The 15890-nt window shown below is 71.0% G+C and carries 14 protein-coding genes; 10 read left to right on the top strand and 4 right to left on the bottom strand.

The window, feature by feature from the left end; genetic code table 11:
- Nucleotides 1-77 precede the first annotated feature (77 nt).
- From hrpA to FU260_RS01340, 3 genes are all read left to right on the top strand, one after another.
- A complete protein-coding gene (gene hrpA / locus FU260_RS01350; RefSeq protein WP_147915430.1) occupies nucleotides 78-4385 on the top strand; it encodes an ATP-dependent RNA helicase HrpA in 4308 nt (1435 codons plus the stop codon).
- Between the two features lie 107 nt (nucleotides 4386-4492).
- Nucleotides 4493-5923 carry an MFS transporter gene (locus FU260_RS01345; RefSeq protein WP_147915429.1) on the top strand — a complete coding sequence of 477 codons (1431 nt, stop codon included), beginning with the start codon at nucleotides 4493-4495 and terminating at the stop codon, nucleotides 5921-5923.
- The gene (locus FU260_RS01340; protein ID WP_147915428.1) at nucleotides 5920-6903 is read left to right on the top strand and encodes a sigma-70 family RNA polymerase sigma factor; all 984 of its coding nucleotides are present in this window, start codon (nucleotides 5920-5922) and stop codon (nucleotides 6901-6903) included. The genes FU260_RS01345 and FU260_RS01340 overlap by 4 nt, the downstream gene beginning before the upstream one ends.
- A gap of 148 nt (nucleotides 6904-7051) precedes the next feature.
- On the opposite strand, the gene FU260_RS01335 is transcribed toward FU260_RS01340, so the two are convergent.
- The 3 genes from FU260_RS01335 to FU260_RS01325 are packed head-to-tail and all read right to left on the bottom strand — an operon-like array spanning nucleotide 7052 to nucleotide 9752.
- Complete coding sequence (locus tag FU260_RS01335) at nucleotides 7052-8137, bottom strand: NAD(P)/FAD-dependent oxidoreductase (protein WP_147915427.1); 1086 nt, start codon at nucleotides 8135-8137, stop codon at nucleotides 7052-7054.
- Nucleotides 8134-8673, bottom strand: a complete 540-nt coding sequence (locus FU260_RS01330; protein WP_147915426.1) for an isoprenylcysteine carboxyl methyltransferase family protein — start codon at nucleotides 8671-8673, stop codon at nucleotides 8134-8136. The genes FU260_RS01335 and FU260_RS01330 overlap by 4 nt, the downstream gene beginning before the upstream one ends.
- An 8-nt stretch (nucleotides 8674-8681) precedes the next feature.
- Nucleotides 8682-9752, bottom strand: a complete 1071-nt coding sequence (locus FU260_RS01325) for a type III polyketide synthase (protein WP_147915425.1) — start codon at nucleotides 9750-9752, stop codon at nucleotides 8682-8684.
- Nucleotides 9753-9761: 9 nt separating this feature from the next.
- Here FU260_RS01325 and FU260_RS01320 point away from each other — a divergent pair, with 9 nt between their 5' ends.
- From FU260_RS01320 to FU260_RS01305, 4 genes are all read left to right on the top strand, one after another.
- Nucleotides 9762-10688: a UbiA family prenyltransferase gene (locus FU260_RS01320; RefSeq protein WP_235912135.1), complete on the top strand. Its 927-nt coding sequence runs from the start codon at nucleotides 9762-9764 to the stop codon at nucleotides 10686-10688.
- 132 nt (nucleotides 10689-10820) lie between these two features.
- Nucleotides 10821-12113: a hemolysin family protein gene (locus FU260_RS01315; protein WP_147915423.1), complete on the top strand. Its 1293-nt coding sequence runs from the start codon at nucleotides 10821-10823 to the stop codon at nucleotides 12111-12113.
- A 41-nt stretch (nucleotides 12114-12154) separates the two neighbouring features.
- Entirely contained in the window at nucleotides 12155-13204 is a 1050-nt protein-coding gene (locus FU260_RS01310; protein ID WP_147915422.1) for an intradiol ring-cleavage dioxygenase, read from the top strand.
- A 136-nt stretch (nucleotides 13205-13340) separates the two neighbouring features.
- Nucleotides 13341-13868 (top strand): SprT-like domain-containing protein, encoded by a 528-nt coding sequence (locus tag FU260_RS01305; protein WP_147915421.1) that lies wholly within the window; start codon nucleotides 13341-13343, stop codon nucleotides 13866-13868.
- 5 nt (nucleotides 13869-13873) lie between these two features.
- Here the strand turns inward: FU260_RS01305 and FU260_RS01300 are convergent, their stop codons facing one another.
- Nucleotides 13874-14101: a hypothetical protein gene (locus FU260_RS01300; protein ID WP_147915420.1), complete on the bottom strand. Its 228-nt coding sequence runs from the start codon at nucleotides 14099-14101 to the stop codon at nucleotides 13874-13876.
- Nucleotides 14102-14164: 63 nt separating this feature from the next.
- Here FU260_RS01300 and FU260_RS01295 point away from each other — a divergent pair, with 63 nt between their 5' ends.
- The 3 genes from FU260_RS01295 to FU260_RS01285 all read left to right on the top strand — a co-directional run bounded on the left by FU260_RS01295 (nucleotide 14165) and on the right by FU260_RS01285 (nucleotide 15784).
- A complete protein-coding gene (locus tag FU260_RS01295; RefSeq protein WP_235912161.1) occupies nucleotides 14165-14791 on the top strand; it encodes a protein-L-isoaspartate O-methyltransferase family protein in 627 nt (208 codons plus the stop codon).
- Nucleotides 14792-14877: 86 nt separating this feature from the next.
- Complete coding sequence (locus tag FU260_RS01290) at nucleotides 14878-15369, top strand: NUDIX hydrolase (RefSeq protein WP_147915419.1); 492 nt, start codon at nucleotides 14878-14880, stop codon at nucleotides 15367-15369.
- Between the two features lie 28 nt (nucleotides 15370-15397).
- Nucleotides 15398-15784 (top strand): VOC family protein, encoded by a 387-nt coding sequence (locus FU260_RS01285; RefSeq protein WP_147915418.1) that lies wholly within the window; start codon nucleotides 15398-15400, stop codon nucleotides 15782-15784.
- Nucleotides 15785-15890 lie beyond the last annotated feature (106 nt).

The raw sequence follows: 15890 nt of genomic DNA, 5'->3' as shown, positions 1-15890 counted from the left end.
TCGTCTGGCGACCTGTGGGGCCGGGGCGGGTAATCGGCTGGCCAAGGCGCCGGCGGCATCGGCGACAATGGGACGCAGTGAGTGAGCAGAACCCGCGCAGCAGGACCCGGACCCCCGGGCGCCCTGGCGACCGCTCCCGCGGACAGGGCTCCCCCGGCCAGAACTCCCGCGGACAGGGCTCCCCCGGCCAGGAGGCTCCACGACGCGGCGACCGGCGCCAGCCCGGCCAAGATCAGAGCACCCCAGGCCGCGGCAAGGACCGAAGCCGTGGCGACTCCCGCCGTCGGCATGCCCGCCGGCACCCGAAACCCGCCTTCCGCCCGCTCACCCCCGAGCAGCTCGACGCTCGCAGACAAGCAGTCCCACCGATCTCCTACCCGGCGCAGCTACCGGTCTCCGCCCGGGCCGAGGACATCGCCGCCGCGATCGCGAAGCACCAGGTGGTGATCGTGGCCGGCGCGACCGGGTCGGGCAAAACCACCCAGATCCCGAAGATCTGCCTGGAGCTGGGCCGCGGTGTCACCGGCACCATCGGTCACACCCAGCCCCGCCGGATCGCCGCACGCACTGTGGCCGAACGGCTCTGCGAGGAGCTGGACGTCGAGCTCGGCGGCGCCGTCGGCTATCAGGTCCGGTTCACCGACCACGTCTCGCCCACCACGCTGGTGAAGGTGATGACCGACGGCATCTTGCTCGCGGAGATCCAGCGCGACCCGCTGCTGCGCCGCTACGACACGATCATCGTGGACGAGGCGCACGAACGATCGCTGAACATCGACTTCCTCATGGGCTACCTGCACCAGCTCCTCCCGCAACGCCCGGACCTGAAGGTCATCGTCACCTCCGCCACGATCGACTCGGAACGGTTCGCCGCCTACTTCGGCACTGCCGGCAAGCCCGCTCCGGTGATCGAGGTGTCCGGGCGCACCTATCCGGTCGAGGTGCGCTACCGCCCGCTGGTGCCGGATACCGAGATCGACGACGGCGCAGTCGGGCCGGGTGGTTCGCCCACCTCCCGCAGCACTCCCCCAGGCAAGCCGGGCAAGCCAGGCCGCCGGAGTGAGGACGACGAGACCGACCAGCCCACCGGGATCTGCCAGGCGGCGGACGAGCTGATGGCCGCAGGCCCCGGGGACATCCTGGTGTTCTGCTCCGGTGAGCGAGAGATCCGCGACGCCACCGACGCCCTCGCCAGCCATCTCGGCCAGCGGTATGTGAGTCCCGGTGCGGTGCGCGCCTCCGCACACGCCTCGAACGCCGTCGAGGTGATCCCGCTCTACGCCCGGCTGTCCGCCGCCGAGCAGCATCGGGTGTTCCAGCCGCACACCACCCGCCGAATCGTGATCGCCACGAACGTCGCCGAGACCTCGCTGACTGTGCCGGGCATCCGGTACGTGATCGACACCGGCACGGCACGGATCTCCCGCTACTCCAACCGCACCAAGGTGCAACGACTGCCGATCGAGGCGATCAGCCAGGCGAGCGCGAACCAGCGGGCCGGCCGGTGCGGGCGGGTGGCGGACGGTATCTGCATCCGGCTGTACTCCCAGGCCGACTACGAATCCCGCCCGGAGTACACCGAGCCGGAGATCCTGCGCACCTCACTGGCCTCGGTGATTCTGCAGATGGCCGCGATCGGGCTCGGCGACATCGCCAGGTTCGACTTCCTCGACTCCCCCGACTCCCGCGCCATCAAGGACGGCACCCAGCTGCTCGCCGAGCTCGGCGCCGTGGATGAGACGAACCGGCTGACCAAGACCGGGCGGTCCCTGGCCCAGCTGCCGATCGACCCGCGGATGGGCCGGATGATCGTGGAAGCCGCGCGTCTGGGCTGTCTGCGCGAGGTGATGGTGATCGTGGCCGGGCTGAGCGTGCAGGATGTGCGCGAGCGCCCTGCCGACGCTCAGCAGGCCGCCGACGAGAAGCACCGGCGGTTCGCCGACCCACACTCGGACTTCCTCGCCCTGCTGAACCTGTGGAGCTACCTGGGCGAGAAGCAGCGCGAGCTGTCCGGCTCGGCGTTCCGGCGGATGTGCAAGGCCGAGTACCTGCACTTCCTGCGGATCCGGGAGTGGCAGGACATACACTCCCAGCTGCGGCAGATGACCAAACAGCTCGGCCTGAGCTGGACCCATCGCGGCGATGAGACCGACCCAGATCGGATCCACCAGGCGCTGCTGTCCGGTCTGCTCTCGCACATCGGCTACTGGGACGAGCGCAAGCGGGAGTACACCGGCGCTCGCGGCACCAAGTTCGTCATCTTCCCCGGCTCGCACCTGGCGCGGAAGAAGCCGGTGTGGGTGATGGCGGCCGAACTGGTGGAGACCTCCCGGCTGTTCGCTCGCACCGTGGCACGGATCAAGCCGGAGTGGGCGGAGCCGCTGGCCGAGCATGTGCTCAAGCGCACCTACGCCGAACCGTACTGGTCCACCAAGCAGGGTGCGGCGATGGTGAAGGAGAAGGTGCTGCTCTACGGGGTACCGATCGTCGCCGCCCGGCCGGTGCCGCTGGGCCGGGTGGATCCCGAGCTCGCCCGGGAGATGTTTCTCCGCCAGGCGCTGGTCGAGGGCGAGTGGCGCACCCACCACGCGTTCTTCGTGAAGAACCAGGAGCTGCTCGCCGATGCCGAGTCGCTGCAGGCCCGCGAGCGCCGCCGGGACCTGCTGATCGATGACGAGGGCCTGTTCGACTTCTACGACGAACGGATCCCGGACACGGTCACCTCCGCCCGGCACTTCGACTCCTGGTGGAAGAAGACCCGTGGCGAGCAGCCCGACCTGCTCACCTTCACCGAAGAGCTGCTGCTGCCCCGCGCCGAGGAGCTGGACTCAGGCGCCTTCCCGGACACCTGGCGCCAGGGCGATCTGACGCTGCCGCTGACCTACCAGTTCGAGCCCGGCAGCGAGCAGGACGGGGTGTGCGTGCACATCCCGATCGCCGTGCTCGCGCAGGTGCGCCCGGACGGGTTCGACTGGCTGGTACCCGGACTGATCGACGAGCTGGCCGTGGCCACCATCCGCGCCCTGCCCAAGCGGCTACGCACCCACCTGGTGCCCGCTCCGGACACCGCTGCGCAGATCGTCGCCCGGCTGCCGGAGTGGCCGGAGGTGGCGCCGGCGCCGCCCGGCGCGCCTTCGTTCCTGCAGGCGTTCGCCGACGCCGCCCGGGAGCTGCGGGAGGTGGAGGTCGCCCCCGAGAATGTGGCGGTGGAGAAACTCCCCGCCCACCTGCGGATGCTGTTCCAGGTGCACGACGACCGCGGGCAGGCACTGGGCACCAGTCGCGAGCTGGTGCTGCTGCAGCGTCAGCTCGCCCGGGAGTCGGCCGCCGCCGTACGAGCCGCCGTGCGTGGGGCCGTTCAGGCTGCGACCGAACCGGGCGACGACGGCGCAGCCCGGCCGCGCGATCCGCGCGCCCAGGCGGGGGGTCAGGCAGGCGGGCGCACCGGCGGCGGGCCGGGCGCGTCCGGCGGTGGCGGCGGCGGCGGCGCGGGGGTGACCACGCCGGGTCTGGCCGAGGTCGCGGGCCTGACCGACTGGCCGGAGCTGGCGCAGATCCCCACCACAGTGACCTCCACCGGACCGGGCGGGCTGGAGGTGCGCGGCTATCCGGCGCTGGTGGCCGAGGGGAAGTCCGTGGGCCTGCGCGTGCTCACCGATGCCGCCCGGCAGGCGATCGAGCATCGGCGCGGGGTGGCGCAGCTGCTCGCCGGCCGGCTGAGCCTGGCCACGTCCCGGGTCACCTCCCGATGGAGCGGCGCCCAGTCGCTGACGCTGGCCGCGAGCCCCTACCGGAACACCGACGCACTGGTGACCGGCCTCCAAGCCGCGGCGATCGCCGCACTGACCGCTGACCGTGACCTGGCGCGAGTGCGCAGCCGGGAGGCGTTCGAGGAGCTGGCGACCGCGCTGCGGGACTCCTTCGAGGACGAAGTCCAGCGGCTCGCGGACCTGGCCGCGACGATCCAGACCGCCTCCCGAGAGCTGGAGGCCACCATCAAGCAGGCCACCTCGATGGCGCTGCTGAACGTGCTCACCGACGTGCGCGACCAGCACAGCGAGCTCGTCTACGCCGGCTATCTCACCGACACCCCTCCCGAGCAGCTGGTGCACCTGCCGCGCTACCTGCGGGCCGCCGTCGTGCGCCTGGAGAAGGCGGAGGCCAACCCGCACCGGGATGCCGATCTGGCGTGGAAGATCGGTGAGCTGTCCGACGCCTGGTGGTCAGCGGTGCGCAGTGCGGAGCACGAGCCGATCCGGGCCGCCCGGCTGGCCCCGATCCGCTGGCAGCTGGAGGAGCTGCGGGTGAGCTTCTTCGCCCAGCAGCTCGGTACGCCCGGGCCGGTCTCGGAGAAGCGGATCCGCAAGGCCCTCGCCGACGCCTGAGCAGGCGGGCTGACCGAGCCTGGCGATGAGTCGAGGCCGCGCCACGTATCTACCTCTGTGGGGCCCTCGAGGCTCCTGGCGATATCGGTGCGGCGAGAGGAAACGCGGTGAGTACTTCTGTGCGACCGGCTGTGGCAGTACACCGGTGGTGGGCATTGGCCGTCGTGTCCATGGCGATGTTCATGGGGGTCTTGGACTCCACCAGCGTGTATGCCGCATTACCGGCGATAGCACTGGATCTGGGTTTCGAGCCGGCGGAGATCCAGTGGGTGATCACCGCCTACGGGGTAGCGATCGGCGGGTTGCTGCTCCTGGGTGGGAGATTGGCCGACTATGCGGGCCGGCGGCGGGTGTTCATGGCTGCGGTGGGGGTGTTCGCGGCAGCGTCGCTAGCCTGTGGTCTGGCCCCGTCCAGCGAGGTGTTGATCGCAACGCGGGTCGCTCAAGGTATCGGCGCGGCGGTCATGACGCCGGCCGGGCTATCCATCCTGATGCAGGTCTTCCCCGATGGCCGAGACCGGAACAAGGCGCTGGGGATCTGGGGAGGCCTAGGCGGCACCGGGGCATCGGCCGGGCTGCTGCTCGGCGGCGTCCTCACGGATTGGGCCGGGTGGGCCTGGATCTTCTTCACCAATGTGCCCGTGTGCGTCGTGGTGCTGCTGCTCAGCGTGATGCTGCTGCCCGAAAGCCCCGGGAACAGGGTGCGGCTCGACCTACCGGGTGCGATCACGGCCACCGGGGCACTGGTGCTGCTACTCCTGACCCTGTTTCGTATTGCCGAGCACGGGACGGACCCCCTCGTGCTGGTCTTCGGCGCCGGGGCAGCGGTGTTGGCGACGGCATTCGTCGGCGTCGAACGGCGCAGTCCGGCGCCGCTGGTACCGATGCGAATCTTCGCCTCGCGCACCTTGGTCGGCGGCAACCTGATCGTGGTGATCGCCGGAATCGCGGTCGATGGACTGCTGATCGTCGTGACCTTGTATGCCCAGCAGGTGTTGGGGTTCTCCGCGCTCGAGTTCGGTCTGACGATGGCGATCATGACCGTCACTTCGGTGCTGGGGGTGCTGGCCGGACAGCATCTGGTCACCCGGTCCGGATTCCGGCTCGTGGGCGTCTCCGGCATGATCTTGCTGGTGGTCGGATGCCTGTTGCTGAGTCCGCTGCCGGCCGAGGGCGCGCTGGTCAAGGATCTTCTGGCAGGCCTGGTCATCTTCGGCGTCGGGATGGGTGCGGCGTTCGTCGCCGGGCAGATCGCCGCACTGGCGGACGTGCACGAACGCGATTCCGGGCTGGCAGCAGGGCTCGAGGAAACGGCCTTCGCCGTCGGCAATACCTTGGGCGCGGGACTCGCCTCGGCGATCGCGATCGGGTTCGCCACCCGCGGGGCCATCGACTCGCCGGGCACAGCAGCGCTCAGCGAAGGGCTCGGGCTGGCCCTGCTCGTGCTGGCCGGGCTGGCGCTGTTCGGGGCGCTCGGTGCCGCAATCCTGCTGCGCACACCCCGCAGGTCCGCAGTACGGACGCGGCCACTAGGATGACTGCCCTCAGCGACGACTTCGATCACCGGGCACGGGGCTACCGGCCCGAGCTACTGGCCCACAGCTACCGGATGCTGGGCTCCATCCATGACGCCGAGGACGCCGTACAAGAGACCTACCTGCGTGCCTGGCGCGGTTACGACGGTTTCGAGGATCGCTCCTCGATCCGGACCTGGTTGTATCGGATCGCGACGAACACCTGCCTGCGTGCACTGGAGAACCGCAGCAGGCGAGCCCTGCCCACGGGCCTGGGCGGCCCGGACCAGAACCCTTCCGCCGACCTGCCCGAATGGCCCGACCTTCCCTGGCTGGAGCCGCTCCCGGACACCATGCTCGGCGGGAGCACCGATACCGGCGACCCGCTCGCCACGGTGACCCGGCGCCAGAGCGTGCGGCTGGCATTCATCGCGGCCCTGCAGTACCTTCCCCCGCGCCAGCGCGCAGTGCTGCTGCTGCGTGAGGTCCTGGCGTTCAGCGCCGCCGAGGTCGCCGCGATGCTAGCCATCTCCCCAGCCGCGGTGAACAGCTTGCTGCAACGAGCCCGGGCCCAGCTCGACCACGCGCGGGTCGACGAGGGCCATGTCGAGGAACCGCACGCTCCCGAGCAGCGCGAGCTACTCAGCCGCTACGTCACGGCCATGCACGCCAACGACATCGGGGGCCTCGTCGCAGTCCTGACCGCTGACGCCGTCTGGGAGATGCCGCCCTACCCGGCCTGGTTCCGCGGCGCGGAGATGATTGGGCGGATGGTTGCCGCGCAGAGCCCTGCACAGCACCCTGGCGACCACCTGCTCCTGCCCACTGCCGCCAACGGCCAGCCGGCTTTCGGTCTCTACCTGCCCGACGAGCGCGGTGTACACCGTGCCTTCAACCTCCAGGTGCTCACCCTCACCCCGACCGGGATCTCGCACATCGTGGCCTTCTTCGACCTGCGCCTCTTCGCCCGGTTCGGCCTGCCCGCGAGCGCGACACCGTCATGACCTGATGTGGAAAGTTCTGGCACGCCGGTGTCGGTCTCGGCGAAGAGGATACGCAAGGCCCCTCGCCGACGCCTGAGCGTTCGCGGGTGAGATCACTGGGGGTATGACCCCAGTACTCTCACCCGCCAGCGGCTCGGATCCGGGCGGCCTACTGGGCGAGGCGGTCGACGATCGCGCCATACAGCCTGGGAAACGTGGTGGCCACCGGGACGATCGCACCCCGCACCGGCGAGGACGCCCACTGCACCAGGCCGCTGGTGAGCACTCGGTAGCTGCGGGTGGCCCGGGACCACTCCCGCTCATAGTCCGCCGGATCCTGCTCCAGGGTGGCCACCGCTGCCCGGGCCTGCGCCAGACCTACCCGAATGCCCTCGCCGGTGAGCGCATCCACGTAACCGGAGGCATCCCCGACCAGACGGACCGGGCCGGCCGTCCGCCGTCGGGAACGTTGCCGCAACGGACCGGCACCACGCACCGGGCCGAGCGGCTCGGCGCCGCGCAACCGTTCCGACAGCTCAGCGAAGCCGGCCAGTTCGGCGCGGTAGTCCAGCCCCGGTGGGCCGAGCAGGGCGACCCCGACCTCGTCGGTGCCGACCGGGGTCACGTACGCCTCCACGCCGCTGCCCCAGTGCACCTCGACGAAGTCGGTCCACGCGGGCACCCGGAAGTGCTGCCGCAGCCCGAACCTGCGCTCCGGCCGCGAGGTGCTGGGGGCGCCTTCGAGGCCGAGGGCCCGGCGGGTGGGTGAGTGCAGGCCGTCGCAGGCGAGCAGCCACCGGGCGGTGATCCCCGCCGCCGCGACACCACCGGGCCGGTACTCGATGCTCTCCGCCTTGGCCCGCACCATCCGCACGCCGAGCTGCTCCGCCCGGTCGGCCATCGCCTGCTGGAGCGTGGTCCGGCGCACCCCGCGGCCCGGGCCGCTGCGGAACCGGTGGTCGACCTGGCGCCGGCCGTCGCGATAGCTGATCCCGACGAGCGGGTGTCCCACCGGATCGATGCCCAGCTCGTGCAGGCCGCGCAGCGCCCCCGGCATCAGCCCTTCGCCGCAGGCCTTGTCGATCGGCGCCGGGCGCGGTTCCACCACCACCACCTCCCGACCGGCCCTGCGGGACTCGATCGCCGCCGCCAACCCGATCGGACCGCCGCCGATCACGAGCACCTCGGTGCTGGTCGGCCCGGTGCTGGCCGACCCGGTGCTGGCCGACCCGGTGCCAGTCGACTTCGTGCTCACTGCGGTGTCCGGGCTGGTGCCGGCGCGGCGCGGGCCAGGGCGCGTTCCTCGGCCGGGATGCGGAAGCCGAGCAGCAGGATGGCGTTCAGCACGGTGAAAGCCGCCGCAGTGATCCAGGCGGTGTGCATCAGCGGCAGCGCTACTCCTTCGGCCACCACCGCCACGTAGTTCGGGTGCCGCAACCATCGGTAGGGTCCGCGCGCCACCAGCGGCAGCCCGGGGACCACCACGATCCGGGTGTTCCAGTGCTTGCCGAGGCTGGCGATGCACCACCAGCGCAGCGCCTGGCTGGCCAGCACCACGGCGAGCGCCGCCGCACCGAGGACCGGCAGGAAGGGCCGGCCGGCGAACCAGACCTCGGCCACACAGGCGATCAGCAGCGCGGTGTGCAGGCTCACCATCGCCGGAAAGTGCCCCCGGCCGGATTCCACCCCACCGCGAGCGAACGCCCAGCGCGCGTGCCGTGCGGAGAGCACCAGCTCGGCCAGCCGTTCCAGGGCAGTGGCAGCCACCAGCACCACGAAGACGATCGTCATCGGGCCCATCAGCCGGCCGGGCGCTGCAGCAGCACGAGCTCGGCACTCACCCCGGGTCCGAACGCCATCACCACCAGATAGCCACCGGCGGCGGGGTCGCCGCGGCGCAGCGTGTCAGCGAGCACGTGCAGCACGGAGGCAGAGGACAGGTTGCCGACCGCGGTCAACGACTCGCGGCTCACCGCCAGGGCGTCCTCGGGCAGGCCGAGGGCGTCGCTGACTGCGTCGAAGATCCGCGGCCCGCCGGCGTGCACCACCCAGGTGGCCACGTCCGCCGGGGTCAGACCGTGCTCGGCGAGCAGCGCGCCGACGTCCGCGGCGAGGTGAGTGCTGATCGTCTCCGGCAGGCCGGCGGCAAGCATGATCTCGAACCCGCTGTCCCGCACGTGCCACCCCAGCTGGTCGGCGGTGCCGGGGTACAGCCCGCTCCGGGTGCCCAGCACGTCAAGATCGGCTCCACGGGCGCGCGGGTGCTCATCCCCGACCAGCACCACCGCCGCGGCACCGTCGCCGAACAGGCCGCTGGCCACCAGGTTGGCGGTGGAGTCGTCGCCGGCCTGGAACGTCAACGAGCACAGCTCCACCGAGACCAGCATCCCGACCTGGTCCGGGTGCCCGAGCAGGTAGTCGTGTACTCGGGCGATGCCCGCGGCGCCACCGGCACAGCCCAGGCCGAACGAGGGCATCCGCCGCACGTCCGGACGCAGCCCCACGGAGGAGACCAGCCCGGCGTCGATGGACGGAGCGGAGATTCCGGTGACCGACGTGAACAGGAGGAAGTCGACGGCGTCCGGGGGGAGCCCGGCACCAGCCAGCGCCGCGCGGGTCACCTCCTCCGCCAACAGCCGTCCCTCGCGAAGGAAGAGATCGTTGGCCCGGCCGAACGAGGTCAGGTCGCGGTACTCCTCCAGCGGGAGGGCCAGGTGCCTGCTCATCACCCCGCTCGCGGCGTGCAACCGGTGCAGCGCGTCCAGCCGGTGGCGGTCATCGGTGAGCAGGGGGCCGATCGCTGCGGTGACCTCCTGCTGCGCGTGGGGCGGGCCGGGCAGTGCACCTCCGACAGCCAGCAAATGCGGCATGGTGGCATCGTGTCACGGAGCACGTCCTCCGGCAGCCCGGAGGCATACGACGCTCCGGCAGTGGCCCGAGAGGCGGGAGGACCGGTGAAGTCCCACCCGCGGTCCGCCGTCGCCCTCCTCACGGCCTGCCACCCGGGCCCGACGGCGGTGGTGACCATGCTCGCCCTCGCGCTCGCCCTGGGTGTGGGCGCGCCGGGAGGGCGGGCGGCCTTGGCGGCCTCGGCCGTGCTGGCCGGTCAGCTCTCGGTGGGCTGGTCGAACGACTGGATCGACGCCGGGAGGGACGCGACCAGCGGCCGCACGGACAAGCCGACAGTCGCCGGGCGGGTCACCGTGGCGGGGCTGCGCCGGGCGGCGCTGATAGCGCTGGCTGGATGTGTGCTGCTCTCGTTGGCCGCCGGGTGGGTGCTGCCCGCCCTGGTGCACCTGGCCGCGGTGGCGAGCGCCTGGACGTACAACCTCGGGCTGAAGTCCACGCCGCTGTCCTGGTTGCCGTACGCCGTCTTCTTCGGTCTGCTGCCGTTGTTCGTGATACCGGCTGCAGTGGCCGGGGCGAGCGTGCCCGCCTGGGTGGTGCTGGCGACGGCGTTGCTCGGCGTCGGCGCGCACGTCGCCAATACCCTCCCGGATCTGGAGGAGGATCGCCGTACCGGGGTGCACGGGTTCCCGCACCGGATCGGGCGGAGGGCCTCGAGCGTCCTTGCCCCGGTGATCCTCGCCCTCGCCACTGCGGTGATCGTGCTCGGCCCCGGGCACTGGCCGGGGCCGGTCGGCTGGGCCGGGATGGTGCTGGCCGGCGTGCTGGCCACGGCGGGAGGTGTGGTGGGCAACCGCCGGCCGCACAGCCGGCTGCCGTTCACGTTGAGCATGGCGGTCGCGGTGGTCTGTGTGCTGCTGCTGGTACTGCTGGCCCCGGATGCTCTAGCGGGCGGCTGAGGAGCGCCTGGGGCTCGCGAGGGCGCCGTGGAGCGGCGCCAGGGTCGGTCGATTCTGCCGCGCGAGAGAGCGCTCACAGCACAGGGGATGTCATGATCAGGGGGTGGGCGCGCAACCGGACCGGGAGGGCTGATGGACGCTGCGACCTGGGGCAGCATCGGCCTGGTCCTGCTGTTCATCCTGCTCGGTGGAGTGTTCGCCGGCACCGAGTTCGCGCTGGTGTCCCTGCGGGAGAGCCAGATCCGCCAGCTGCACGAGCGCGGCCCACGGGGGCAGCGGGTCGCCTCGGTGGCCCGGGACCCGAACCGGTTCCTCTCCGCGGTGCAGATCGGAGTGACCGTGGCCGGGTTCTTCTCCGCCGCCTACGGTGCCTCCACCTTGGCTCCGGACTTCGCCCCGTTGCTGGTCACCCTCGGCCTGCCCGAATCGGCCGCCGCAACGCTCGCCCTGGTCTTGCTCACCCTGCTGATCGCGTATTGCTCCCTGGTGCTCGGGGAGCTGGTGCCGAAACGGCTGGCACTGCAGCGTTCGGAGCAGTTCGCCCTGGCGGTGGCGCCGCCGCTGGACCGGTTCGCCACGGTGATGCGGCCGGTGATCTGGCTGCTGTCCCGCTCCACCAACGCAGTGGTCCGCCTGCTCGGCGGGGACCCCTCGGCCCGCAGCGAGGCATTGTCCGAGGAGGAGCTGCGCGACATCGTGATCGCGCACGAGAGCCTGCCGGAGAACGAGCGCCGGCTGCTCACCGACGTGTTCCGCGCCTCGGACCGGTCGGTGGCCGAAGCGATGCGCCCCCGGGGAGAAGTGACCTTCCTGGACGCTGCGCTCTCGCTGGCCGAGGCAGCGGAGGTAATCCGGGAACATCCCTACTCCCGCTATCCGGTCACCGGTGCCGACTTCGACGATGTGCTCGGTTTCGTCCATGTTCGCGATGTGCTGCAACCACCGCCGGGGACCAAGGAGGGCGCCACGGTCGCCGACCTGGCCCGGGCCATCGTGCACCTGCCGACGACGAACCAGCTACTCACCTCGCTCTCCGTGATGCAGCGCTCCCGCAGGCATCTGGCGGTGGTGGTGGACGAGTACGGCGGCACCGACGGGATCATCACCATGGAAGACGTGATGGAGGAGATCGTCGGCGACATCCGGGACGAGTACGACCCGCAGGAACCGAACCGGGCGGCGGACACCTACGACGCAGGGCTGACCATCGAAGAGTTCACCGAGGCGAGCGGGATGGTGCTCGAGGACGGACCGTACGAGACCGTGGCCGGCTATCTGCTCACCGCGCTCGGGCGGCTGGCGCGCCCCGGTGACCGGGTCCCCGTCGGCACCGGGGTGCTCGAGGTGGTGGCGGTGGACAAGCGCCGGATCCGCCTGGTCCGGGTGCTCGGTGCGGGCGACGGTTCTGGGCCAGCGCCCAGATAGTTCCCAGCGATTCCTCGGGCGGGCTGCCTAGCGTCAGCGCTATGACAACCGAGCTGAATCGATTCCTGCGCCACGCCGTCCCGTTCCGACCGGCCAGCGGAACCTACGAGGGCCGAGCCCTTCCACATCCGGAGGAGGATGTCGAGGATCAGGGACTGCAGTTCGACGTGGTCACGGTGCTCAGCCGGCGTGGTCTGCTCGGTGCGCTCAGTGCGGGTACGGTCGGGCTCGGCCTCGCCGCCTGCACCACCGACGCCACCGGCAGCACTGCCGGCTCCGGCTCAGTGCCCGAGATACCGGACGAGACCGCCGGGCCGTACCCGGGTGATGGCTCGAACGGACCGAATGCGCTGGAGCAGAGCGGGATCGTGCGCAGCGACCTCACCACCAGCTTCGGTGAGGCCTCCGGCGTAGCCGAGGGCATCCCGATGACCCTGGATCTGACGATCCTCGACCTGGCTCGCGATGGGGTCCCGTTCGCCGGGGTGGCCGTGTACGTGTGGCACTGCACCCGGGACGGTGAGTATTCGCTCTACTCAGACGGCATCACCGAGGAGAACTACTTGCGCGGGGTGCAGATCGCCGACGAGGACGGCGTGGTCTCCTTCACCAGCATCTTTCCGGCCTGCTACTCCGGCCGCTGGCCGCACATCCACTTCGAGGTCTACCCGGACGGCGAGACCATCAACGATGCGACGACGGCGATCGCCACCTCCCAGGTGGCTCTCCCGGCGGACGTGTGCGACCGGATGTATGCCACCGCGGGCTACGAGCAGTCGGTCACCAATCTCGCCCAGGTCAACCTCGAGCAGGACAACGTGTTCGGTGACGACGGCGGGGCCGCCCAGCTCGCGACGGTCACCGGGGACACCGGTTCCAGTCTCGCGGTCGCGCTCACGGTAGGCGTGGACACCGCCACCGAGCCGACCGGTGGCTCCGTACCCGAGGGCGGACCCGGTGGCGAGGGCGCGCCCGGTGGGCACGATGGTCCCGATAGCGGCCCGGACGGGTCGGGCGAGCCACCGGACGGCGAGATGCCCAGTGGCGAACCGCCGTCTGGTGGCCAGAACCCGGCCAACGGCGACGGGTAGGGCTGACCTGCTTGAGCGGAGCCTGCCGCAGCGATAGCAGCGGCCCTCTCGTTCCGACTGTGTATCCACAGGCCAGGTCCACACCGTGGGCGAGCGGTGTTAGCGTCCCGGAGTAGATGGCGGAAGGGACGCAAGCATGGACATGACCGGCGCGCGGGAGCTGGCCCGGGCCTTGATGGATGAGCACGGTCTGCACCGGTGGTCGCTGGAATTCGACTCGGCGAAACGACGGGCTGGGCTGTGCCGCTACGACACCCGGGCGATCAGCCTGAGCCGGCCGCTGACCGCGCTGTATTCTCCGGCGGAGGTCCGGGAGACGGTATTGCACGAGATCGCGCACGCACTCGCCGGACCAAAGGCCGCGCACGGGCCGAAGTGGCGCCGGGTGGCACGGGAGATCGGTGCCACCGGGCAACGCTGCGTGGCCGAAGACGCTCCGACGGTCCCGGCGCCCTGGGTGGGCCAGTGCCCCGCCGGGCACCGGCACGAGCGATTCCGCCGACCCACCCGGCCGATGTCCTGCACCCGATGCCGGCCGGGGTTCTCCGTTGATCACCTGGTGCTCTGGCGGTTCCACGGGCGCGAGGTGGACCTGGGTTCCCGCTATCACAGCGAGCTCGCGGACGCGCGGGCGCGGTACCGGCGCCCGATGCTGCCGCTCTGAGGCGCTCAGCGCGCAGGGGGCGGCTGCTGGTCCTGCGGTGCGGCACCGTCCGGGTGGTCGTACGGCGAGGGGCCGCCGGGCGGCGGAGGGGGATAGCCGGACCCGTTCTGCTGCCACGGATCGGGCTGGTTCTTCGTGTCCTGGTGGCCCAGCATCACGAGCAGCATCACCACGCCAGCCAGCACCACCGCTGCGGCGATACATGCGATCAGCACAGTGATGCCTGCGAACATTGCCCCGCCTCTCCCGTCGTCGACCTCCGCCTAGTCTACGAAGAAGCAACGGACGTGCCTACCATGGCTGTGGAGGCAACGATGGCGGACCGATTCTCCCGAGCAGACCGGGACTCCGGCGCAGCGGCCCTCGCCCGCGCTGATGAAGCGATGCAGGCCGTGCGGCGCGAGGGCTTCCTGCCACTGGAGCTGCGTGGCGAGGCGGGCCTGGACCAGCCGATCGAGCTGACCGCCGGGCAGACCTGCTCCCAGCCGACCACCGTGCGAACCATGCTTGCCCTCCTGGACCCTGAACCCGGCGATGCAGTGCTCGACGTCGGCAGCGGCTCGGGCTGGACCACCGCGCTGCTGGCACACCTGGTCGGGGCCACCGGCGTCGTGCACGCCGTGGAGCTGCGCGAGGATCTCGCCACCTGGGGTGGTCAGAACGTGGCGGCCGCCGGGATGGAGTGGGCGCAGGTGCACCAGGCAGACCCGGAGGTGCTCGGCTGGCCGGCCGGTGCGCCGTACCAGCGGATCCTGGTCTCCGCCGAGGCGCAGGAGGTCCCCACCCCGCTCACCGACCAGCTGGCGGACGGGGGCCGTCTGGTGCTGCCGGTGCGGGGCACGATGACCGTCGTGGAAGCCCGCGACGGCGCGGCCCGGGTGGTGCGCACGGCCGGCGCCTATCGCTTCGTCCCCCTGCGCTAGCACGCGTCTGAGTAGTGGGGCTCGGACGATCGGGCAACTCGACCCAACCGCGACCCTGGCCATTGGGGGAGGGGTAGCGTGACCCGGTGACCTCCCGATTCCAAGTGGTGCCCGCCGCCTACGTGATCTGCTGCCGCGAGGGTGCGGCCGGCACTGAGGTCCTCCTGCAGCTGCGCCGGAACACCGGCTATCGGGACGGGCACTGGGCCTGCGCGGCCGCCGGACACGTCGAGGCCGGGGAGTCCGTGACCGAGGCCGCGGTGCGCGAAGCGCAGGAGGAGCTGGGCATCACCATCTCCCCCACCGACCTGACTCCACTGACCGCGATGCACCGTACTCATAGCAATGGCCGGCCGGTCGATGAGCGGGTCGACTTCTTCTTCACCTGCCGCACCTGGCAGGGAGACGCGCGCACGATGGAGCCGGAGAAGTCCGAAGGATTGGACTGGTACCCGCTGACCGCCCTGCCCGACCCGGTGGTACCGCACGAGCTCGCCGTGCTCGAGCTACTGCGCACCGGCACCGTACCGCCGATCCTCAGCCACGGCTTCGGCCGGCCAGAAAATCCCGGGAAGTAATTACGCCGCTCTGGCACAGTCGGCGGGTATGGCCGTACTACGTGACCTCGTCGTCGACTGCCACTACCCCGCCGCCCTCGCGCGGTTCTGGGCCGCGGCCCTCGACGGCTACCAGGTAGCCGCCTACGACGAGGAGGCGATGGCCGACCTCGCGGCGCAGGGCATCACCGACCCCGAGGAGGATCCGTCGGTGCTGGTCGAACCGACAGCAGGAGCGGGCCTGCGGCTGTTCTTCAACCAGGTACCCGAGGACAAGATCACCAAGAACCGCCTGCACATCGACGTCACCGCCGAGGACCCGGCGGCCGAACGCGAGCGCCTGGTCCGGCTCGGCGGGCGAGCGCTGCGTCGGGACCCCGACGGGTGGGTGGTCATGGCTGACCTCGAGGGCAACGAGTTCTGCTTGATGGATTAGTGCCTGCCGGGTGTAAGCCGCATCGAAGGCCCGCCTTGGGGTGTAGCCTCGCGCGCAGATAGTGTGCTCCTCCATCGCAGGGGGCCACGCTTCGCAGGCCGCGGAG

Origin of the sequence: Ruania zhangjianzhongii, assembly GCF_008000995.1 — a bacterium.
Lineage (GTDB): Bacteria > Actinomycetota > Actinomycetes > Actinomycetales > Beutenbergiaceae > Ruania > Ruania zhangjianzhongii.
The sequence above is the reverse complement of the archived record's forward strand: the minus strand, read 5'-3'. Positions and strand labels throughout refer to the sequence as shown.

What these genes read in the sequence shown, in the direction of transcription:
- FU260_RS01340 (WP_147915428.1), top strand. Translation starts at nt 5,920, where the DNA reads ATGACTGCCCTCAGCGACGACTTCGATCACCGGGCACGGGGCTACCGG.
- FU260_RS01330 (WP_147915426.1), bottom strand. Translation starts at nt 8,673, where the DNA reads ATGACGATCGTCTTCGTGGTGCTGGTGGCTGCCACTGCCCTGGAACGG.
- FU260_RS01325 (WP_147915425.1), bottom strand. Translation starts at nt 9,752, where the DNA reads ATGCCGCATTTGCTGGCTGTCGGAGGTGCACTGCCCGGCCCGCCCCAC.
- FU260_RS01315 (WP_147915423.1), top strand. Translation starts at nt 10,821, where the DNA reads ATGGACGCTGCGACCTGGGGCAGCATCGGCCTGGTCCTGCTGTTCATC.
- FU260_RS01310 (WP_147915422.1), top strand. Translation starts at nt 12,155, where the DNA reads ATGACAACCGAGCTGAATCGATTCCTGCGCCACGCCGTCCCGTTCCGA.
- FU260_RS01305 (WP_147915421.1), top strand. Translation starts at nt 13,341, where the DNA reads ATGGACATGACCGGCGCGCGGGAGCTGGCCCGGGCCTTGATGGATGAG.
- FU260_RS01300 (WP_147915420.1), bottom strand. Translation starts at nt 14,101, where the DNA reads ATGTTCGCAGGCATCACTGTGCTGATCGCATGTATCGCCGCAGCGGTG.
- FU260_RS01295 (WP_235912161.1), top strand. Translation starts at nt 14,165, where the DNA reads ATGGCTGTGGAGGCAACGATGGCGGACCGATTCTCCCGAGCAGACCGG.
- FU260_RS01285 (WP_147915418.1), top strand. Translation starts at nt 15,398, where the DNA reads ATGGCCGTACTACGTGACCTCGTCGTCGACTGCCACTACCCCGCCGCC.